20 protein-coding genes are annotated in these 20,963 nt (G+C 61.2%); 14 read left to right on the top strand and 6 right to left on the bottom strand.

What is annotated here, in order from left to right; all coding sequences use genetic code 11:
* Positions 1–26: 26 nt before the first annotated feature.
* Complete coding sequence (locus U5A52_RS02660) at positions 27–641, bottom strand: helix-turn-helix domain-containing protein (RefSeq protein WP_321909681.1); 615 nt, start codon at positions 639–641, stop codon at positions 27–29.
* 118 nt (positions 642–759) lie between these two features.
* Here U5A52_RS02660 and U5A52_RS02655 point away from each other — a divergent pair, with 118 nt between their 5' ends.
* Positions 760–1,224, top strand: a complete 465-nt coding sequence (locus U5A52_RS02655) for a nuclear transport factor 2 family protein (protein ID WP_321909680.1) — start codon at positions 760–762, stop codon at positions 1,222–1,224.
* Positions 1,225–1,276: 52 nt separating this feature from the next.
* Here U5A52_RS02655 and U5A52_RS02650 read toward each other — a convergent pair whose 3' ends face one another.
* Entirely contained in the window at positions 1,277–1,927 is a 651-nt protein-coding gene (locus U5A52_RS02650; RefSeq protein WP_321933803.1) for an ureidoglycolate lyase, read from the bottom strand.
* A gap of 393 nt (positions 1,928–2,320) precedes the next feature.
* On the opposite strand from U5A52_RS02650, the gene U5A52_RS02645 reads away from it, so the two are divergent.
* The 5 genes from U5A52_RS02645 to U5A52_RS02625 all read left to right on the top strand — a co-directional run bounded on the left by U5A52_RS02645 (position 2,321) and on the right by U5A52_RS02625 (position 7,769).
* Entirely contained in the window at positions 2,321–3,478 is a 1,158-nt protein-coding gene (locus U5A52_RS02645; protein ID WP_321909677.1) for a CoA transferase, read from the top strand.
* Positions 3,479–3,597: 119 nt separating this feature from the next.
* Positions 3,598–4,899 carry a citrate:proton symporter gene (locus tag U5A52_RS02640; protein WP_321933801.1) on the top strand — a complete coding sequence of 434 codons (1,302 nt, stop codon included), beginning with the start codon at positions 3,598–3,600 and terminating at the stop codon, positions 4,897–4,899.
* A 35-nt stretch (positions 4,900–4,934) separates the two neighbouring features.
* Entirely contained in the window at positions 4,935–6,101 is a 1,167-nt protein-coding gene (locus U5A52_RS02635; RefSeq protein ID WP_321909674.1) for an acyl-CoA dehydrogenase family protein, read from the top strand.
* Positions 6,102–6,148: 47 nt separating this feature from the next.
* Complete coding sequence (locus U5A52_RS02630) at positions 6,149–6,901, top strand: IclR family transcriptional regulator (RefSeq protein ID WP_321933799.1); 753 nt, start codon at positions 6,149–6,151, stop codon at positions 6,899–6,901.
* Positions 6,902–7,028: 127 nt separating this feature from the next.
* Positions 7,029–7,769 (top strand): SDR family oxidoreductase, encoded by a 741-nt coding sequence (locus U5A52_RS02625; protein ID WP_321909671.1) that lies wholly within the window; start codon positions 7,029–7,031, stop codon positions 7,767–7,769.
* Positions 7,770–7,805: 36 nt separating this feature from the next.
* Here U5A52_RS02625 and U5A52_RS02620 read toward each other — a convergent pair whose 3' ends face one another.
* Positions 7,806–8,375 (bottom strand): TetR/AcrR family transcriptional regulator, encoded by a 570-nt coding sequence (locus tag U5A52_RS02620; RefSeq protein WP_321909670.1) that lies wholly within the window; start codon positions 8,373–8,375, stop codon positions 7,806–7,808.
* A gap of 132 nt (positions 8,376–8,507) precedes the next feature.
* Between U5A52_RS02620 and U5A52_RS02615 the strand changes: the two genes are divergently transcribed.
* Both U5A52_RS02615 and U5A52_RS02610 read left to right on the top strand, forming a co-directional pair.
* Positions 8,508–9,110, top strand: coding sequence for a 2-hydroxychromene-2-carboxylate isomerase (locus tag U5A52_RS02615; RefSeq protein ID WP_321934164.1), 603 nt, complete (start codon positions 8,508–8,510; stop codon positions 9,108–9,110).
* A gap of 37 nt (positions 9,111–9,147) precedes the next feature.
* On the top strand, positions 9,148–10,779 hold the full coding sequence (locus U5A52_RS02610; RefSeq protein WP_321933797.1) for an AMP-binding protein: 1,632 nt from the start codon (positions 9,148–9,150) through the stop codon (positions 10,777–10,779).
* Between the two features lie 68 nt (positions 10,780–10,847).
* On the opposite strand, the gene U5A52_RS02605 is transcribed toward U5A52_RS02610, so the two are convergent.
* Positions 10,848–12,146 (bottom strand): TAXI family TRAP transporter solute-binding subunit, encoded by a 1,299-nt coding sequence (locus U5A52_RS02605; RefSeq protein WP_321933795.1) that lies wholly within the window; start codon positions 12,144–12,146, stop codon positions 10,848–10,850.
* 130 nt (positions 12,147–12,276) lie between these two features.
* The gene (locus U5A52_RS02600) at positions 12,277–13,200 is read right to left on the bottom strand and encodes a LysR family transcriptional regulator (protein ID WP_321934163.1); all 924 of its coding nucleotides are present in this window, start codon (positions 13,198–13,200) and stop codon (positions 12,277–12,279) included.
* Between the two features lie 130 nt (positions 13,201–13,330).
* On the opposite strand from U5A52_RS02600, the gene U5A52_RS02595 reads away from it, so the two are divergent.
* The 5 genes from U5A52_RS02595 to wrbA all read left to right on the top strand — a co-directional run bounded on the left by U5A52_RS02595 (position 13,331) and on the right by wrbA (position 17,941).
* Positions 13,331–13,936, top strand: coding sequence for an FMN-dependent NADH-azoreductase (locus tag U5A52_RS02595; RefSeq protein ID WP_321909666.1), 606 nt, complete (start codon positions 13,331–13,333; stop codon positions 13,934–13,936).
* A 71-nt stretch (positions 13,937–14,007) separates the two neighbouring features.
* Positions 14,008–15,456 (top strand): DHA2 family efflux MFS transporter permease subunit, encoded by a 1,449-nt coding sequence (locus U5A52_RS02590; protein ID WP_321909665.1) that lies wholly within the window; start codon positions 14,008–14,010, stop codon positions 15,454–15,456.
* A gap of 342 nt (positions 15,457–15,798) precedes the next feature.
* On the top strand, positions 15,799–16,221 hold the full coding sequence (locus U5A52_RS02585; RefSeq protein WP_321909664.1) for a MarR family transcriptional regulator: 423 nt from the start codon (positions 15,799–15,801) through the stop codon (positions 16,219–16,221).
* A gap of 282 nt (positions 16,222–16,503) precedes the next feature.
* Positions 16,504–17,217: a pirin family protein gene (locus U5A52_RS02580; RefSeq protein ID WP_321909848.1), complete on the top strand. Its 714-nt coding sequence runs from the start codon at positions 16,504–16,506 to the stop codon at positions 17,215–17,217.
* A gap of 124 nt (positions 17,218–17,341) precedes the next feature.
* The gene (wrbA, locus tag U5A52_RS02575) at positions 17,342–17,941 is read left to right on the top strand and encodes an NAD(P)H:quinone oxidoreductase (RefSeq protein WP_321909662.1); all 600 of its coding nucleotides are present in this window, start codon (positions 17,342–17,344) and stop codon (positions 17,939–17,941) included.
* Between the two features lie 15 nt (positions 17,942–17,956).
* On the opposite strand, the gene U5A52_RS02570 is transcribed toward wrbA, so the two are convergent.
* Positions 17,957–19,702 (bottom strand): FAD-dependent oxidoreductase, encoded by a 1,746-nt coding sequence (locus tag U5A52_RS02570; RefSeq protein ID WP_321933793.1) that lies wholly within the window; start codon positions 19,700–19,702, stop codon positions 17,957–17,959.
* Between the two features lie 264 nt (positions 19,703–19,966).
* On the opposite strand from U5A52_RS02570, the gene U5A52_RS02565 reads away from it, so the two are divergent.
* Positions 19,967–20,959 (top strand): ABC transporter substrate-binding protein, encoded by a 993-nt coding sequence (locus tag U5A52_RS02565; RefSeq protein ID WP_321909660.1) that lies wholly within the window; start codon positions 19,967–19,969, stop codon positions 20,957–20,959.
* Positions 20,960–20,963: the final 4 nt, after the last annotated feature.

Here is a 20,963-nt window from a genome sequence, read left to right as displayed (position 1 = left end):
AAAGACGAAATCATCAGCTTAATACGTCACGCCTTCGTACGAGGGCCCGCCGTTACTGCGTCCCACGTGTGCTTGACGATACGCTGCACGTCGGCCTTGAAGGCCTTTTCGTCTTCTGCGCTATCGATGAGCAGTGCCGACTCGCAGATCATGCGGCCGATCATCCGCGCCGCGAGCGGCACGTTCTTCGCCGCAGCGCTGCCGCGCGCTGCCTGCGCTTGCAGCGCTGCGCTCAACAGACCGAACGTGCTCGCTTCCTCTATTTCGCGGCAGCGGTCCGAGCCCAGCACCGCGGTTGCCGTTTCGAGCACGAGGTGCCGGTAGGTCGACTCCGAGCACACATCGAGGAACGCAGCGATGCCCGCGCCGACCCGCTGCGACGCCTGCGCAGCGGCGGAGGCGGCGCGTACGCGCGCCGCGGCATCGGCCTGCAGCGCGACGACGAGCGCATCGAGCAGGTCCGTCTTCCCAGAAAAATGGTGATAGAAAGCGCCGCGCGTCACGCGGGCCTTTTGCGCGATCGCCTCGAGACTGATCTGCTGATAACCGTGCGACGTGAACAGTTCGCGCGCGGCATCAAGCAGCGCTTCGCGTGTTGCGTCCGCATATTCGGCACGACGGGTCTTGAATGTTTCTGCCATGAGACCAGGAAGGTTGACTTTTCACAGACGCATCGTAGTATACATACACGATGTATGTGAAAATCATCGTGTATGTAGTCACGTTTATGGTGCAGATCAACCCTCACGAGGTCAGTCCATGACGGATTCCAGCCACACCGAAGCGAAGTACGTTCCCCCCACGGACCTGCAGTTGCACGCGGCGCAAGACATCGTGCGCCGTTTCGCGCAACGCTGGCGGCGCCCAGTTGCGGAGGAGTTGCGCGACCTGATGCATCCGGATACGCAGAACCTGATTCCGCCAATGTCGGTCCCCGCTAATTGCGAAGGCGTGGTCGAGCATTTCCGGCAGGTCCTGCAACAGCTACCCGATCTCAAAGTCGAGGTGATCCGCTGGGCGCCGACCGGCGACGCGGTGCTGGTCGAATGGCGAGCGCATGCAAGCGTCGCGGGAGAGTCGCTCGAATGGCAGGGCGTTGATCGCTTCAACGTACGCGGTGACCGCATGTACCAGGCACAGGTGTATTGGGACACGCGTGGGGTCGCGCAGCAGATTGCCGACGCCGTACGGCGCGCGCAAGAGCGAGCCGCCGCGCAAGGATAGCGGCGGCCAGCAAGGGCGCTGATCTCACGGCGCTCAGAAGCGTCTATGGTCGCTAGCCACGCGTAATGGCCGCTTCGAGCAAACAACCAAATTCGGACGCGAATTCGACCGAGACGCGCGCATGGACAGCGCCTTGTTTGTCAAAGAATCGCTGCGACCCTTCCAGTGTGAACACGCCTTCATGCCAGATGTTGGGGTGAATATAGAGACCCTGCTGCCCGTCGAAACGGAAGCAGACGAACTTCTGTGGCGTGATATCGTCGCCGGGCAATGCCAGCGGAACGTAGAACGGGTGACGATCGAGCGGGAAAAACAGTTGGCCGCCGTCCGGGTGATAGTTCGCATGCCAAATTAACATGCGTTCCGGTGTAGTCGCGCTGTCTTCACGTGCGTCGCCTGGCTCCGTTGCGTATGCGAGAACGTAGTTGCCGCTTACCGCTTCGTTTCGACCGTAGAGAATGTCACCGCGCCATTCGCTGACGAACGTGCCCTCGGTCGTACCCGCTTCGTCACCGGTTCCCGGGTCGATCGGCCTTGATCCCACAGCGGGCCATTGCACGATTTCCACGTGGCATGTGTCCGGATCGTCCACCAGTTTGCCGTAGCCATGCAGCGTTGCCGGAGTCGCGTCGACCACGGGCATCGCCACGCGCCGCAGGCCCCGAGGAAGGGCGGGGTTGAGGTAGTCGATCGCTTTGCTCATACGAATCTCACTGGAAATCAAGGGCTGGGCCTGCGTTCAGAGCGCCATGGGCACGAAGCTTGGAGTGTCCCGGCGGCGGGGCGTTCGCAGGATTCAGCGCCCTTTCAACGCTTGACGCTGCCGGGACGTGTCACCTTGACAGGCGGAGTTGGCCGTCCAACACCAGGGACATTCCTGGGGTGGCTTTGGGGGATCCCGCTTGACCTCATGTATTCCTGTGTGTGAATATTAATTCACGCAGGTGAATTTATGGTGACGCACTCATGTCGAGCCGATACGGGACGACTTGAAGGCTCTCCAACATCAGATATCTGTTGGAGGTGCACTTTCCGGCCGCGTCGCCGTGGTGATTTTTGCGTTTTCGGTTCTTATCAGTCAGTACTACAGATCAAAATGAACAAACCATCAACTCCAATCGCTGGATCGCTGCACGGCTTGCGCGTCGTAGATCTGTCCCGTGTTCTCGGCGGCCCCTACTGCACGCAGATTCTTGCCGACCACGGCGCGGAAGTCATCAAGGTCGAGCCGCCTGGCGGCGACGAAACACGCGGCTGGGGGCCGCCGTTCGACGGCGAGACAGCTTCGTACTTCCAGGGCGTCAATCGCAACAAGCTGGGCGTCGTGCTGGATCTCACGCAGCCGGCGGAGCGCGAACGCTTGCTCGCGCTGCTCGAAACGGCTGACGTACTGGTGGAGAACTTCAAGGTCGGCACGCTCGAGCGATGGGGGCTCGGTTACGACACCGTGCTGGCCGCGCGCTTTCCGCGGCTCGTGCATTGCCGCGTGTCTGGCTTCGGCGCGGACGGCCCGCTCGGCGCCTTGCCCGGCTATGACGCGGCGATCCAGGCGATGACCGGTCTCATGAGCGTCAACGGGGAGGCAGGTGGCGCGCCGCTGCGCATCGGCGTGCCGATCGTCGATCTCGTGACGGGACTCAATGCGGCCCTTGGCGTTCTGATGGCGTTGCGCGAGCGCGAGGTAAGCGGGCGAGGCCAGTTCGTCGAGTCGACGCTGTTCGATTGCGCGCTCTCGATCCTCCACCCGCACACGCCCAACTACTTCTACTCGGGCAAGGAACCGCAGCGCACCGGTAACGCGCATCCGAACATCACGCCGTACGACATGTTCCATACCGGCAACGGCGACATCTTTCTCGCGGTCGGCAACAACACACAGTTCGCATCACTTTGCAGGCTGATCGATGCGCAACACCTCGCCGACGATCCGCGCTTTACCGACAATCGCTTGCGCAGCCAGCACCGCAACGACTTGCGCGCGGAACTCGAGCAATGTTTCGTCCGCTGGGATGGTCCACAGCTTGCTGACATGCTTGTGCGCCACGGCGTGCCATGTGCACCGGTACTGGGCGTGGGTGCGGCGCTCGCGCATCCCCACGTCGACCATCGCGCGATGAAGGTCGAGATGGGGTCCTACCGCGGGATCGCGTCGCCAATCAAGCTCGCCCGCACGCCGGCCACCTACCGAAGCGCGCCACCGGCGCTCGACGAACATGCGGCACAGGTTTTCGGCGACCCATCGCGCGAGCAATAGCCGTCACATCGACAAGCTATCCAATCGCACCACGACAGCGGCATACGAAACGCCGCGCAGGAGACAGCAATGACACCTGGCAACCAGGCAGGAAGCAGGGCGCACACGGGGACTCGATCATGCTCGCGCTAATCGGCACGCTCGCGATCATCGCTCTCTTCACGCTGATCATCACGAAGCGTCTTTCGCCGCTCGTCGCGCTGATCGCCGTGCCCATCGTCGCCGCGCTCGCTGCGGGATTCGGCCTTTCCACGGCGAAGTTCATCGTCCACGGGGTGCAGAACATCGGCCCGGTTGCGGGAATGTTCGTATTTGCGATACTTTTCTTCGGTATCCTTACTGATGCGGGAATGCTCGACCCGATTATCAATGGTGTATTGCGCGTGGTGGGTTGTCATCCGCCGCGAATTGTCATGGGCTCGGCACTGCTTGCACTGCTGATTCACCTCGATGGTTCGGGCGCGGTCACGTTCCTTGTCACGCTGCCCGCGATGATGCCGCTCTATACCCGCCTCGGGCTCGACCGTCGCATTCTCGCGTGCGTCGCCTCGATGGCGGCGGGCGTCAACTTTCTCCCTTGGGTTGGACCCATGCTGCGCGCTTCCGCGGCCCTGCATATTCCGGGCACCGTCATCTTCTATCCGATGATTCCCGTGCAGATTGTTGGCCTGGTTTTCGTGTTTGGCACGGCATACGTGCTCGGAAAGCGCGAGGAAAGACGCCTCGGTCTCACGCGCGAGCATGCGGCCAGCATTGCCGCCACTCCACGCGTGCTTACGCCTGAGGAACTGGCGCTGCGCCGGCCTCAGCGCTTCTGGATCAATCTCGTGCTGACGCTCGTCGTGCTCGTGACGCTGGTGTCGGGCATCGTCGATCCCATGGTCATGTTCATGATCGGCACTGTGCTGGCGCTCGTCATCAATTACCCCGATGTGAACCAGCAGCGTGAACGGGTCAACGCCCATGCGAAGGCCGCCCTGATGATGGCGAGCGTGCTGCTGGCTGCGGGTGCTTTCACCGGCATCATGACCGGAACCGGCATGCTCAATGCCATGGCTGAAGTGGTTGTGCGCCATGTGCCGGCCGATCACGCGCGCCATATGCCATTCACGCTGGGACTCGTTTCCATGCCGCTCAGTTTGCTTTTCGATCCCGATTCGTTTTACTTCGGTATCCTGCCTGTTTTGGCGAAAAGCGGGGAACTGCTAGGCGTACCAACCGTGCAGATGGCACAGGCGGCGCTCCTCGGGCAGATGACGACCGGCTTCCCCGTTAGCCCGCTCACGCCGGCAACGTTCCTGATTGTTGGCCTGACGGGTGTGGAACTTGCCGAGCATCAGAAGTTCACGATTCCCTTCCTGTTTGCCGCCACGGTGCTGATGGTGTTCACCGCGGTGCTGGTCGGTGTGTTCCCGCTCTAATACCGCTTTTGTTTATGCCTTGAGAGGAAGTCCGTATGAATTTCAACCTCAATGAAGACCAGCAGTCGATCGTCGCTGCAATTGAAAAGATTTGCGAACGTTTCGACGACGGCTACTGGCTCGAACGCGACCGCGAAGGCGGCTTTCCGCACGATTTTCACCGGGCACTCGCCGATGCGGGCTGGCTTGGCATTGCGATGTCGCCGGACTACGGCGGTTCCGGGCTCGGCATGACCGAGGCGGCGCTGATGATGCGCACGATCAGTGCTTCCGGTGCGGGGCTCTCGGGCGCGTCGGCTGTGCATATGAACATCTTCGGACTCAATCCGGTGCAGGTGTTCGGCAGCGAGGCGCAGAAGCAGCGATTCCTGCCGCCGCTCATCGAGGGCCGCGACAAGGCTTGTTTCGCCGTGACCGAACCCGACGCCGGCCTCGACACGACGCACCTGAAAACCCAGGCCGTGCGCGACGGCGATCACTATGTGCTCACCGGCCGCAAGATCTGGATTTCGACGGCGCAGGTCGCGAACAAGATGCTCATCATCGCGCGCACGACGCCGCTGGACCAGGTGGCGAAGCCTACCGATGGCCTGAGTCTTTTCTATACCGACCTGGACCGCACGCGAGTCGAAGTCCGCGAGATCGAGAAGATGGGCCGCAAGGCCGTCGATTCGAACATGCTCTTCATCGACGGCCTGCGCGTGCCGATGGAAGAACGCATTGGGGAGGAGGGCAAGGGCTTTCACTATTTGCTGCATGGCCTGAATCCGGAGCGCATCCTGATCGCCTCGGAGGCGGTGGGGCTCGGCCAGGCGGCGCTGCGCCACGCAACGCAGTACGCGAAAGACCGTGTCGTGTTCGGACGTCCCATTGGGCAGAACCAGGCTATCCAGCATCCGCTCGCGCAGGCGTGGATGGCGCTCGAAGCCGCGAACCTGATGGTGATGAAAGCGGCCACGCTGTACGACGCGGGCGAGCCGTGCGGCGCCGAAGCCAACGCCGGAAAATACCTGGCTGCCGAAGCGGCGTTTCAGGCGTGCCAGACGGCCATTGCTACGCTGGGCGGCATGGGTTATGCGAAGGAATACCACGTCGAACGCTATCTGAGGGAGTGTATGATTCCAAGGCTCGCGCCCGTCAGCCCGCAAATGATCATGTGCTTCATTGCGGAAAAGGTGCTCGGGCTGCCGAAGTCTTACTGACCACCGCAAGGGGCGCGCGCGCCGCCTTGCGACCCACTGCCCGACCCATGGACGTCAAACTCGTTGCCCGCACGCTCGACCTGTTCGAACTCTTCGCCGCCGAACAAAGACCATTGGCGCTCGCCGAAATGGCGCGGCTGCTGGAGGTGCCCGCATCGAGTTGCCTCGCGCTTGCCCGCACGCTTGTGAGCCGCGGCTATCTGTACGAGGTACGCAAGCGCGGCGGCTACTATCCCACGCGGCGTTTGCAACTGCTCGCCAACGCGATCAATGCCGTCGATCCTGTGGTCCAGATGTTGCACCCCCGCCTTGTCGAGTTGCGCGACGCAACAGGCGAAACCGTCGTGCTTGGCAAGATCCATGGCACGCAGGTCGTCTATCTCGACGTGGTCGAATCGGAGAAGGCAGTACGCTACGCATGCGCACCCGGCTCGCTGCGCCCGTTGCATGCGAACTCGATCGGCAAGGTGATTTGCGGCGAACTCGACGCGCCGGCGCGCGATGCGCTTTTCGCAAAGCTTCAGTTCGAGCGGTTCACCGGTGCGACTGTCACCGATCTCGCCACGTTCATCGATCAGGTCAACGCCGCGCATGAGCGCGGCTGGTATGCGAACATCGGAGAGAGTGCGCCTGAACTTTCGGCGGTTGCCGTTGCCCTCGATTTCGGCGGCGACCTGTACGGACTCTCGATTGGCGGCCCGACCGAACGGATTCGCGAGCAACTGAACGAGCACGTGGCAACCCTGACCACCGCAAAGCAGCATATTCTCTTGACCTGGCAAAAGAGCGAGACTGACTGAGCTCCGCTTTTCTACGCACCATCCTCAAAGAACGTTCACGCCGCTGAAGCCAAAACCCTGGTTGACAACACTCGATCGTTTAATTAACGTACGTTAACTAAACGATCGTTCGATAACAGGAGGCGGCATGCAGTCCGATAAAGTACAACCCAAAGTCGTGCTCGTGATTGGGGCAGGAGATGCCACCGGGGGAGCGATCGCGTCGCGATTCGCCCGCGAGGGTTACATCGCCTGTGTGAGCCGCCGCTCGGCAGACAAGCTGGAGCCGCTGGTTGCACGTATTCGCGAGGCCGGCGGTGAGGCCTACGGGTACGGAAGCGACGCGCGTAAGGAAGAGGATGTCATCGCATTGATCGAGCGTGTCGAAGCCGAGCACGGTCCGATCGAGGCCATGGTGTTCAACATTGGCGCAAACGTGCCTTGCAGCATTCTCGAAGAGACGGCGCGCAAGTACTTCAAGATCTGGGAGATGGCCTGTTTTAGCGCATTCCTGAACGGCCGCGAGGTAGCGAAGCGGATGGTTGCGCGAGGGCGCGGGACGATTCTCTTTACGGGCGCGACGGCAAGCGTTAGGGGCGCGGCAGATTTCGGCGCATTTGCGGGCGCCAAGCATGCGCTTCGGGCGCTAGCGCAAAGCATGGCCCGCGAACTGGGGCCGCGTAACGTTCACGTCGCCCACATTATTGTCGACGGCGCCATCGACACCGACTTTATTCGCACGAACTTCCCTGAGCGCTACGCCCTGAAGGAAAAGGACGGCATCCTGAATCCGGAACACATCGCCGAGAACTACTGGTATTTGCACCAGCAGCCCCGCGACGCCTGGACGTTCGAGCTGGATCTGCGCCCCTACATGGAGCGTTGGTAAGCGCGGACTGCCGAAAGCGCTGCCGAAATGCGAGGGCTACTTCAGGGTATCGATGTCGAGCGCTTCACCCAGCAGCCGCCGGCTGGACGCGAGGATGTCGCGCCTTGTGCGCTCGCTTTCCACGGTGCGCGCAAGCAGAAGGGCGCCGACACATTGCGCCATGACTGCCCAGGCGGTGTCCTTGTCGTCGAGGTGAGCACTCCAGCTTTTCTGGATTCGCTTGAGCGCCTTTTCGACTTCCGCGCGCGCGGTGGGCGTGCCTCGAGCGATTTCCGGGCCGATCGCGGGTAGCGCACAACCCGATTCAGGATGCAGAACGTGGTACGTGCTCAGGTAGCTTCTCAGGCGTTTGCCTAGATCCGCTTCGGGTGCGCTGTCGTCTACCGCTAGCAGATCGGCGCTGTTGGACGCCTCCTCGCCTACGAGGGCGTCGAAGAGCGCCTGCTTGGAAGGAAAATGATTGTAGAACGCGGCGCCTGTCAGCCCGATCGACGCCATCAGCGCATCGATACCCGTGGAAGCAAAACCGCCTTCCTTCGCAATGGCGCGGCTGCTTTCGATAAGTTTGCGGCGCGTTTCCTCTTTGTGCGAGCTTGAATAGCGCATGGTCAAGGTCTAGTCAGGATATCAAATCAGAATAGCATAACCTTCGTTCAGTTAACGATCATTTATCAAAGACCTTTACGGGGCGTCCGATACGCATTGCATCAGGGTCCGCAAAGGGTGTCAGGGGGAGAGATGGTGAAAACAGTAGAGTTCTACTTTGACTTCGGAAGCCCGGCGAGCTATCTCGCCTGGACGCAACTGCCGGCCATTGCTGCTCAAAGCGGCGCCGAGCTTGTGTATAAGCCAGTCCTGCTGGGCGGCATTCACAAGGCAACGAACAATGCGTCGCCGGCGGCCATACCTGCAAAAGGCGCATGGATGCAGATCGATCTCGCGCGCTTTGCCCGGCGCTATGGCGTCCAGTACACCCATAATCCGCATTTTCCGATCAACACGCTGATGCTCATGCGCGCCGCAACCGGTGCGCAGACGCATGACGAGCCACTGTTCCAGCGCTATGTCAGCACGGTGTTTCGTGCGATGTGGGAACACCCCCGCAACATGGCTGACCTTCCCACCGTGCACGCCGTTCTCGAGGGTGCCGATCTCGATAGCGCACTCCTGTTCCAGTTCGCAGAGGATCCCGCAGTGAAGGAGCGGTTGAAGCGGGAAACCGAGGCGGCCGTTGCACGAGGTCTCTTTGGCGCGCCGACGATGTTCGTGGGCGAGGAGATGTTCTTCGGGCAAGACCGACTCGATTTCGTCAAGGAAGCATTGCGTAGCCAGGCACACTGAATCGGCACAGATCACGGAACATGAGAAGGAGGCGAGCGTGCAACGGAAATGGCTTGAGCAGTATCCAATCGGTGTGCCTGCCGATATCGAACTTGAGGACTACGGATCGATAGCGGATTTCCTGACCAGAACGGCCGCGGCATATCCCGCCCGAACAGCACTATGTTGCGCAGATGTCGAACTCGATTTCGCCACGATGGCCGAGTTGAGCGAAGCGTTCGCGGCCTACCTGCAGGTCATCGAACGTCTGCCGCGTGGCAGCCGCGTCGCGCTCATGATGCCCAATGTTGCGCAATATTCCCTGGCGCTATTCGGAGTGCTCAGCGCGGGCATGGTTGTGGTCAACCTGAATCCGCACTACACCGAGCGGGAAGTTCGTTTTCACCTGGAAGACAGCGGAGCGACGATCCTCATCGCGTGGGAGGGCGCGGAAGCGGTGGCCCGTGCGGCAGCAAGCGAGTTGAATTGCCGATTGATTCTGGCGACGCCAGATGAGCTTGCCAAGCTCCCGCCCCTGCGAAGCGCTCCGCCGCGAACGCACGGAAATGCAGAGGCGGCGCAAACGACCTTCATCGCAGCGCTCGAAGCTGGACGTCATCGCTCGAGGGCGCAGTCGCCGGTGTCACCCGATGCCATTGCATTTCTTCAGTACACAGGCGGGACAACGGGAAATCCGAAGGCCGCCGTCTTGACTCACCGGAACGTCATGGCGAATGTTCTGCAGTTGTCGGCGTGGTTGCGGCCCGCATTGGATGGCGCGGACGTTTGCGTCGTGACCGTGCTGCCGATGTATCACATCATGGCGTTGACCGGTAACTGTCTGCTCTCGGCTGCGCGTGGCTGGAAGAACGTTCTCATTCCCGACCCGCGCGATCTTTCTACCCTTGTCGAGCAGTGGCGTAAGCATCGCTTTTCGTTTTTCGTAGGTGTCAACACGCTGTTCAACGCGTTGATGGATTTCGAGCCTTTTGGAAAACTCGATTTCGAAGGCCTCGCGTATACGTGTGGCGCGGGCGCAGCCGTCCAGCCGGTCGTTGCGGAAAAATGGCGCAAGTTGACCGGGTGTGCGCTTTCAGGCGGATACGGGCTGACTGAGGCGTCGCCTACCGTCTGCATGACGCCGGTTGGCGTGACCGGTCGCGAGCAAACAGTCGGGGTACCTGTGTCGTCTACCGAAGTGAAATTGCTCGACGACGAGGGGCATGAAGTGAAGGCTGGGACGCCCGGCGAAATCGTCGTGAAGGGCCCGCAGGTGATGGGTGGATACTGGAACCGCGCGGAAGAAACCCAATCGTCCTTTACGCCAGACGGTTTCGTTCGCACCGGCGACATCGCGGTAATGGACGCGCAAGGCTATGTCACCATCGTAGACCGGAAGAAGGACTTGGTTCTCGTGTCCGGCTTCAATGTCTATCCTAACGAGATCGAGAAAGTGGTCGCGAGCCATCCCGACGTTAGCGAGTGCGCGTGTATCGGCGTGCAGGACGCGAAGACCGGTGAAGCCTTGAAAGTGTTCGTCGTCGCCCGGAACTCGCGATTGACTGCCGACGCGCTGCAAACGTGGTGTCGCGAGAATCTAACGAGCTACAAGGTGCCGCGCCAGTTCGAGTTCAGGCAAGCTCTCCCCAAGTCGACGGTGGGTAAGATTTTACGAAGGGCGCTGCGTTAGCCGATACGCAGGCTGAAAACGGCGCGTGCGCGCGGCCGATGTGACGCTCAGACGAACGACAGAGATCGCTATGCCTTCGCTCGCTGCGCAGCATCAGCGATTCTGTCCCGCACGACACCAATTGCCTGCTTGAGCGCGTAGACGTCCTGAAAATAGCGATACGGAATCCGTATCTGGCTCGCATTCGCGTCGATGTTTTCAATCTCGTCACGCCATTGTGCGATTTGTGAATGGGTTGGCTCGCGGCTGTTCCACACCTCGTCTTCCAGTGCCTTGATCTCGCGATACCAGACGATGAAGCGCTTTTTCATCCGTGCTTCGATGAGGCGTGGTAATGCCTGAATCAAACCGATGAGAAGCGCGGCGAACGGCACGAGGATCAACAGCCGCCGCTCAATCAGACTCGCAAGCCAGAACGGCAGATAGCGGTACAGGAACGGCTGTCCGGACTTGAAGTAGCGCGCGCTTTCGTCTGAGATTGGAAATTCTTCCGTTTTCAGATTGGGAAACGTGCCGAGCGGTGTGAAATAATCCTCGCCGCCGTGAACGGCGTGGGCCGCGTCGAGCAGCAGATAGACGAGAGCCGGATGCATCGTGTCTTTCGATACGAGCAGTGCGGTTGCCGCGAGCAGTGTCACGTCGCTGCGCGGCAGATCGTCGGCGACACTCGCCGACGCGCGCGGCAAGACGATCTTCGAAAGCGATGGGAACTTCTGTGCCAGTGCATCGGCCTGCGCGAAACTCATCAACTTCAGGTTGCTGTTCAGCAATGTCTTCTGCATGTCGGAGTCGGGTCTGCCGATGAAAAAAGCCGCGTCGATCTGGCCGCTTTCGAGCCCCTGATAAGCGGCAAGCGCGTCCATTTGCAGCAGTGTGGAGTTCTGGCTCGTGATGCCGCTATAGCCGAGCAATCCCTGCGCAACGTTGAGCAGGCCACTGCCGGGCACGCCCATCGAAATCTTCTTTCCGCGCAGTTGTGACAGCCGGTCGACCGTGGCGTCGCCGCGATAGAACACCCAGATCGGTTCGTACGAGACGGCCGCGATCGTCTGCAGATTGTCGGTTTCCTTCGGGCTGGTGGTGCCCGACTGAATGAAGCCGACTTCGTAGGCGCTATTCGGGTCCCTCAAACGCTCATAATTTTCCACCGAGCCCGAGGAACTGCGAATAACGAGCTTGATACCCGCGCGCTTCAGGATGGGCGCATAGCGATCCGCAAATCCACGATAGATGCCGCCGTCCGCGCCACTCGTCATGACGATGGTGCGCTGAAACGCCGGTTGGACGATGATCGCCATGAGCCAGCCAAACGCTGCTAGCAGAACGACCACGCCGATGAAAAAGAGGCGTCGCCGCGCCCGGGTCATGGGCGCTTTCTGACTGCGGTGCAGTGTTGGATTGTGTCTCGGCATCGTTCTCGACCCCTTCGGGTTTTATCGCTAACAGGATCGCGGCGCACCCCGACCCGCAATGGCAAACAGACTTACGATACCAATGTTATCGGCTCGCACGGCTGTGTGAGGGCAGTGACATCGCATCGCCGAGTTTCTCCACAAGATATTCGGCGAAGACCGCTACCGCGGGCGGCACGGGCGGGCGGCTCGTGTACACGAGTTGCAGGCCGAGTTCGCTGCTCGATCGCCGCCAGGTCGGCAGCACGCGCACCAGTTTCCCCTCTGCAATGATCGAGTCGACGATCAACTGCGGCAGTTGCGCAATACCAAGACCGGCGACACACGCCTGCGTCAGCACTCGCATGTCGTTGACTGCGAACCGGCTTTTGATCGACACGTCCTGAATGCCGCGCGGACCCTCCAGGCGCCAGCTGTTGCGACCCTGGCGATTCGATATCGTCAGGCAGTCGTGTTCGGCGAGTTCACGCAGCGTACGCGGCGCAGCGCGCCGTGCGAGATAGGCCGGACTTGCCGCGAGGATCATTTCACCGGGCGCCAGCCTGCGCACCCTGAAGCCGGTTCCCGTCTCGATGCCCATGCGCAAGGCCAGGTCGATACGCTCGGCGACCAGGTCGGACGGCGTATCGTCCAGCAGGAACTCAATGCTGATGTTCGGATAGCGCGCGTAGAACTCGGCCAGCCATTCAATGCGGAAGATTTCGAACAGGCCGGCCATAGCCGTGACGCGAACCGAGCCGGAGGGCGTTTGCTCATTTCCATGGAACCGCCCGATTTCGAGAATTTGATCGATCGCCGGCGCATAGCGCTCGAACAGCGTTTGACCTTCCGTGCTGAGCGTGAGCTTGCGTGTCGAACGATGCAGCAAACGAGTACTTAGTTGTCCTTCGAGCTGGTCGATGCGCCGGCTCAGCGTATTGGCCGGCATGCGCAGGCGCCGCGCTGCCTCGGAAAAGCTGCCCGCGCGGACCACTTCCACGAACAACGCGAGGTCATTCAGGTCGAGCATGCCATTGCTCCATAAATGGACGAATGCAATCCGATTCTGCCGACTAGTGTAGAGCTTTTTTCGATCCCATACTTGGGATTCGTGTTGATTGCCCGCGTGGGCGGCACCCCAACGTCTCAAGGAAAATTTCATGAAGCTGCTACACGTAGATTCCAGCATCCTCGGTCAAGGTTCGGTCAGCCGCGAACTGTCGGCGAATGTCGTCGCGACGTTGCGCACTATTCATCCTGACTTGACTGTCACGCGCCTCGACCTGGCCGCCACGCCGATCGGCCATCTTACGGCGGCCCACCTCGCGGCCGCGCAAGGCGCGCCGGTCGATGACGCGGTGAAGTTCGACGTCGCCATGGGCCAGGCCGCGCTCGAGGCGTTCCTCGCCGCCGATCTAGTGGTGATCGGCGCACCCATGTACAACCTCGGCGTGCCTTCTCAGCTGAAGGCCTGGATCGACCGGATCTCCGTTGCCGGGCAGACGTTCCGCTATGGAGACCAGGGACCGGTCGGACTGTGCGGCGGCAAGAAACTCGTCATCGCCTCGTCGCGCGGCGGCATTTACAGCGATGGGTCGCCCGCTGCTGCGTTCGATCATCAGGAAAGCTATTTAAAGGTGGCTTTCGGATTTCTGGGCATCACGGATATCACGTTCATTCGTGCGGAGGGTGTGGCGATGGGTGACGTGGCGCGCAACGGGGCGATGGATTCGGCGAGGAAGGAAACCGCTGCTCTTGCGGCGTGAGCTAACGCCGGCCGTTCACCGATTGCATTTGACCGGAGCGTATGATGACCGTCATTTCCAGGGGCCGTGACATGACGCATGGAATCGACGAACGCAAACGCTGGCTTGCCCTCATGGTGCTGTGCCTCGGCGTGCTGATGATCGTGCTGGACACGACCATCGTGAACGTTGCACTGCCGTCCATCCGCGCGGATCTGAGGTTCACCGAGACCTCCCTCGTGTGGGTCGTCAATGCCTATATGCTGACCTTCGGCGGCTTTCTGCTGCTAGGCGGGCGGCTTGGCGACCTGTTCGGTCATCGGCGCCTGTTCCTGCTCGGTATCACGGTTTTCACGCTGGCTTCGGCGGCCTGTGGGCTCGCGAATTCGCAAGCGCTGCTGATCGCGGCGCGCGCGGTTCAAGGCCTGGGCGGCGCAGTGGTCTCGGCCGTGTCGCTCTCGCTCATCATGAGTTTGTTCACCTCGCCGGCGGACCGCGCAAAGGCGATGGGCATTTACGGGTTCGTGGGCGGCGGCGGCGGCAGCATCGGCGTGTTGCTGGGCGGCGTCTTGACGAGCGCGCTGAACTGGCACTGGATCTTCCTCGTCAACTTGCCGATTGGCGTGGCGGTGTATGCCGGCTGCGTGGCGCTGCTGCCGGCAGGCAAGCCCCTCGCGGATCGCGCCCGGCTGGATGTGGCGGGCGCGATCGCCGTGACCGCGTCGCTCATGCTGGCGGTGTACGCCGTCGTGCATGGCAACGAAGCTGGCTGGACGTCCGCGCAAACGCTCGTCCAGCTGGGAATTGCCATCGCGCTCCTGATCGCATTTCTCGTCATCGAATCGCGTGTGTCGCATCCGCTCATGCCGCTACACATGTTCGCGCTGCGCAACGTGGCCACGGCGAATGTGGTGGGCGTGCTGTGGGCGGCGGCGCTGTTCGCGTGGTTCTTCATCTCGGCGCTCTACATGCAGCGCTTGCTGAACTACAACGCCATGCAGGTGGGGCTGGCCTTCCTGCCGGCCAACGTCATCATGGCGGCGTTCTCGCTCGGTCTTTCGGCAAGACTGGTCATGCGCTTCGGCATTCGCGCGCCGCTCACGCTCGGCTTGCTGCTGGCGGCGGCCGGCCTCGCGCTGTTCGCGCGTGCGCCGGTTGGGGGCAGCTATGCGCTGGACGTGTTGCCAGGCATGGTGCTGATGGGCCTGGGGGCAGGCGTGGCCTTCAACCCCGTGCTGCTGGCCGCCATGAGCGATGTCGCGCCGGACGAGTCGGGCCTCGCATCGGGGGTGGTGAACACGTCGTTCATGATGGGCGGGGCACTGGGTCTGGCGATCCTCGCGAGCCTTGCGGCGGCACGCACCGATGAACTGGCCACGGCGGGAGCCGATGCCGCTGCCGCGCTTAACGGCGGGTATCACCTGGCGTTTCTGGTGGGGGCCATTGCGGCGTTATTTGCCGCTGCGCTGGCCGGCGCGCTCGTGCGCACGCGCACGCAAGGCCAGGCGCAAGAGGAGGCTTCCAGCATTGTCGGCTCCTGATCCGCGCGGATTCCGGTCTCGCGAAAGAGTGTTGTATGATTTCGTGTGACAATGGATCGTTTTCAACGAGATAGTTCCAGGCGAATTCGACCCATATCGAATAATATGTGGTGAGAAAGTCGAGATCAGCGACCTCTGGAATTGGCCGGCCTGCGCAACTGTCACGCGTCTTGCGCCGCCCGGATCTCTGGCCGCTGGCTCGACCACGCGCCGAGGAACAAGTGAATGGCCAAGACAAATTCGTCCGCAGTGAAAGCCGCCAAGGCTGCTCCAACGCCTGCTGAGGCGCCGGCAGAACGGTCATCGGATGTGTTCGACGATCGAGGCAGGACCGTTCCGTGGATGGCGCGAACGGTTCACCGGCTCTATGACGCAAAGGCGCAAAAGATCCTCGACCGGGAAGGGCTGCCTATCGCTTACTGGTACTACCTTCGCGTGCTGGCCGAGCGCGGCGAGGTGAATCAGCTTGAACTGAGCAAGCGCGTCGGCATTGCGTCGACGACCGCGGTTCCGGCGCTCGACAATCTGGAAAAGCGCGGTCTCGTGCAAAGAGTGCGCGATCCCAACGACCGGCGAAAGCATTTCATCAGGCTGCAGCCCGAAGGCAAACGCCTGGTCGACGAATTGCTTCCCGAACTCACTGAAATGATTTCGGCGTCACTCGACGGCATTTCGCAGAGAGACATGAAAGTGTTCTGGAAGGTCGTGCACCAGATCGAAGCGAATCTTTTCCAGATGGCGCAGGGCGAAACGGTCGTCGACTGATCCGTGCGTCAGCGGTAGCGAGAAGGATCACGGCGGACCTCAACTTCGGCGAAGCCGGGTCTGCCGGGGGGCTCCCGAATGCCGAGCGAATATATTATTTCGGATGCCTGATTGATTTGCGTGGTAAGCATGCTTCCCCGGCGTTCGCCATCGTTCTACTGCAGGCAACGTTGCTTTGTGTGCCCGGACATTTCGCGCCCATGTTTGCCGATATAGCATTGATCCGTGGCTGAGCCGTCGTTCACGACGGTCGGCAGCTTCAATTTACTGAAGGAAGCGGAAATGCTTGTACATAGACGTTGGGCCGCGCTCGACGGGGCCGATTATGGCTGGTTGCGCGCCAAATACCATTTCGCTGTGAATGCCGGAGGCAATCCGGCGCATGCGGCGTTGGGGCCTCTGATCGTGTGGAACGATGACGAGATTGCGGTTGGCGGCGGTTTCCCGATGCATGGGCACCGGGACATGGAGATCGTCACTTACGTCCGCGAGGGCGTTCTTGGGCATCGCGACACCATTGGTTCCGAAGGGACGATTCGCGCTGGCGACGTGCAGGTCATGAGCACGGGTACAGGCATACGGCACGCCGAGTACAACCAGGGCGATGTCCCGCTCAAGCTCTATCAAGTGTGGCTGTTGCCGCGCAAGGCGGGTGGCGAACCGCGCTGGGATACCCGGGCGTTTCCGAAGAGCGATCGCTCCGGTCGTTTCGTCGTGCTCGCCAGCGGCTTTGCCGAAGATGAAGGCGCGCTTCCCATTCGCGCCGACGCGCGCCTCTCCGGCGCTACGCTCAAGGCAGGCGAGCGTGTCAGGCAGGGCTTCCTCGTAGAAGGTTGCGCATATCTCGTCGTGGCGTCGGGCTGTATCGAAATCGACGGCGAGAGGGTAGGCCCGCTAGACGGCGTGGCAATTACGAACGTGGCGGCAAGCGAGATAGCCGCTCTGGAAGACTCCGAACTCGTGTTGGTGGAAACTAGCGGGAGTTCCTCTTTCTAGTCGAGGTGCGTGGCGCTTACCGATTGCCGTGCATTCGCAGTTGCGCAGTTGGGTGACAAGTCACTCCAGGCGTCACAAACCTCTTGATCCCGGCGCTGCCGGTATGTGTTGAAAGGAGCCTGTTATGTCGAAAGTTCTGGTGCTGTACTACTCCTCCTATGGGCACGTCGAAGCCATGGCAGAGGCCGTTGCAGAAGGCGCCCGCGCCGCGGGTGCAACCGCCGACGTCAAGCGTGTGCCCGAAACCGTGCCGCAGGAAGTCGCCGCAGGCGCCCATTTCAAGCTGGACCAGCAGGCGCCGGTCGCGACCGTTGCGGAACTCGCCAATTACGATGCCATCGTCATCGGAACGCCGACCCGCTTCGGACGCATGTCGTCGCAGATGGCGGCGTTTCTCGACCAGGCCGGCGGCCTGTGGATGAGCGGAGCTCTCAATGGCAAGGTTGGCGGCGCTTTCACGTCGACGGCCACCCAGCACGGCGGGCAGGAGGCCACGCTCTTTTCGGTCATCGCCAACCTGTTGCACTTCGGCATGGTCGTCGTCGGGTTGCCGTACAGCTATCAAGCTCAGATGACGCTGGACGAGATCGCAGGCGGTTCCCCCTACGGCGCGACGACGATTGCGGGCGGACAGGGCCAGCGGCAGCCGAGCAAAATCGACCTGGATGGCGCACGCCACCAGGGCGAATTGATTGCGAAGGTGGCGAACAAGGTGTTTGGCTAACCGGCCGCCTGCGTGTCAGCCCTGACCGATATTCTGGGCTGCCCGCGAAGTGGGTTTGCTCGCAAGCGTGGCCCGTGACGGATCACGCTTTGCTAGCGCCATGGCGGCCAGGTAGCCGAACGTGAGCGCTGGGCCGAGTGTAATTCCGGCTCCAATGTAGTGGCCGCCAACGGGCGAGTTCATGTCATTGCCACACGCGAAGATGCCGGGAATCGGCTGGTTGTTGTGATCCAGGACTTCGCCGCTCGGCCCTGTGACGAGGCCGCGGCTCGTACCGAAGTCGCCCGGCATCAGCTTGACGGCATAGAACGGTCCCTGCGCGATTGGCCCGATGCACGGGTTCGGCGCATGGGCCGGGTCGCCTTTGTAGATGTTGTAGGCAGAGGCGCCCTTGCCGAAATCTTCGTCGACACCGGTTTGCGCGAAGTGATTATTTCGAAGCACGCTGCGTGCGAGGCCATCGGCGTCGATGCCGATTTTGGCGGCGAGTTCCGCGAGCGTGTTGCCGCTATGCAGATAGCCTGCCCGTTCATAGCGGCGCAGCGACATGCCCGGAAGAATGACGCCAATGCCGTACTTTTTCACGGCGGCTGCATCGGCGACAAGAAATGCGGGAATCGCGCCGGCGTCGAACATGCCTTGCGTGAATGCGTGGTACGAGGCCGCTTCGTTCGTAAAGCGCTTGCCTTCCTTATTGACGGCAATGAAACCGGGCTTGGGCCGATCGAGCATGAAATGGCCCCACAATGTCTCGTTGTTGCCATTCCTGAAAACGGAGACCGGCACGTAGTAGCCGGTGTCGAGCGCATTGTGATCGAGCCGGCCGCCCACGGAAAGGGCTAGCCGAATGCCTTCACCGATGTTGCTCGGCAAGCCCAGTCCAAGTTCCACCGTTGGCTGACGCGAATGCTCGCGCCGCATGGCGGCGCTTCCGCTATAGCCCCCGGTTGCGATCACCACACCGCGGCGTGAACGCACGCGCAACAGGCGGCCGTCGCGCGTGACTTCGGCGCCGATCACGGCGCCATTCGCGGTGATGAGTCGCGTTGCGTGGGCGCGCAGCCAAAGTGGAATCTGTTCATCGAGAACCGTTTTGTAGAGGCGTGCAACGAGCGCGTTGCCGCCAACGAGTCGTGTGCCGCGGTGATAGCTCAGGCGGTCCATGCCATAGCGCAGGAAGCGCTTTGCGACGTGGGAGAACGACTTGAACGAGCGCGTGAGGGCAAGGAAGTGGTTCAAGTCCACGAGGTCGAGCATCATGCCGCCAAAGGGTGCGAACGCGGGGAGCGGAGCGCGTAAATCCTTGAAGTGCGCGCCGAGTTTGCGGCCGTCGAAATCCAGCGGGGCATGGGCGCGTCCGAACATGCCGCCATCGGACTCGGGGTAATAGTCCGGATAGTCGACTGCCGCCACCTTCAGCTCGGAATGCCGCACGAGGTAGTCCAAGGCAACCCGGCCCTGCGTGATGTAGCTTTCCTGAAGCGGGTTGCCCACGCTGTTGCCGACCGTGGCGGCAAAGTATCGGCGCGCTTTATCGAAGGAATCCTTGAAGCCCGCGTGCTGCATGGGCGCGCTGTCCACAAACCACATCATGCCGACCGACCAGGCGGAGGTGCCTCCGACCTGGTCCGTCTTTTCGAGTACGAGCGGCTCGAGCCCTTCATGCTTCGCGACGATCGCCGCCGAAAGACCACCTGCGCCCGCTCCCAGAATGATGACATCGACCTCCAGGTCCCAATCTTTCGTCATATCAGTGCTCATGGCGTGTGCCTCTGTTCTTCCTAATCATTCTATATAGAATGATCGCAAATGGGATGAATTTAAACGGAATGATGGGCTGGAGTGCTGTGGATGTCAAGGAACTCAGGGATTCTCCTGGGAGGCCGGCCAGCGCCCCACATGAGGACATACTGATCTTGACAACATCAATCCCATTTAGGATCATTCGATATAAATCGAATGTGCCGAGGTGCGGCCTTTCCGGTTCCGAGTCATGTGAAATTTTCGAGGTATTGAGGAGAGGCAATGAGCAAGCTTCAGTTATCCGTTGCCGTAGGAAACTACGACCGGATTCGCCCACTGGTGGATGGTGATGTACAGATCGAGGGCGTCGATCCAGTTTTCATGCTTCAGGATCCCGAAGAAATATTCTTCCGCGCATTCCGGCATGCAGACTACGACGTCTGCGAACTTTCGCTCAGCAGCTACTCGGTGAAAACCGCTGCGGGTACGTCGCCGTACATTGCCGTGCCGGTCTTTCCGTCGCGTGCGTTTCGACACACGTCCATCTACGTGCGCGCGGACCGCGGGATCGAGCGTCCCGAAGATCTCAAGGGTAAGCGTATCGGCGTGCCCGAGTACCAGCTCACCGCCAACGTCTGGGTGCGCCTGTTTCTCGAGGAAGATTACGGCGTCAAGGCGTCGGACGTGACGTGGGTGCGCGGCGGCTATGAGGACGCGTCGAGAGTCGAGAAGATTACGCTGCAGTTGCCAGACGATATCAGGCTCGAAACGGCGCCCACCGGGAAAACAATTTCGGAACTGCTGGCCGATGGAGCAATCGATGCCGTGATCGGCCCGCGTGCGCCGTCGTGCTTCGACCGCGGGCATCCTCAGGTGAAGTACCTGTTCGACGATCCGCACAAGACCGCCGCCGACTGGTACACGCGTACTGGCCTGTTCCCGATCATGCACACGCTGGGCGTGCGCAAGACGCTCGCGGAGCGTCATCCGTGGCTGCCCGGCGCGCTGATGAAGGCGTTCGAGAAGTCGAAGGCGCTCGCGCTAACGCGCCTGAGCGACACGTCGGCAACGAAAATTACGTTGCCCTTCGTGGAGGACCAGCTTCGAGCGGCGCGCAAGCTGATGGGCGAGGACTTCTGGTCGTACGGTTTCGCGAAGAACGAGCACGTCATCAACCGCTTCCTGGAACGCCATCATGCAGAGGGTCTGTCGAGCCGCCGCCTTGAAGCCCGCGAGTTGTTTCATCCAGCCACGCTCGAAAGCTTCGCTATTTGAGCGC

This window comes from Paraburkholderia sp. J8-2 (genome assembly GCF_905220195.1).
Classification (GTDB): Bacteria; Pseudomonadota; Gammaproteobacteria; order Burkholderiales; family Burkholderiaceae; genus Paraburkholderia.
This window is presented reverse-complemented; position numbering and strand designations above follow the sequence as displayed.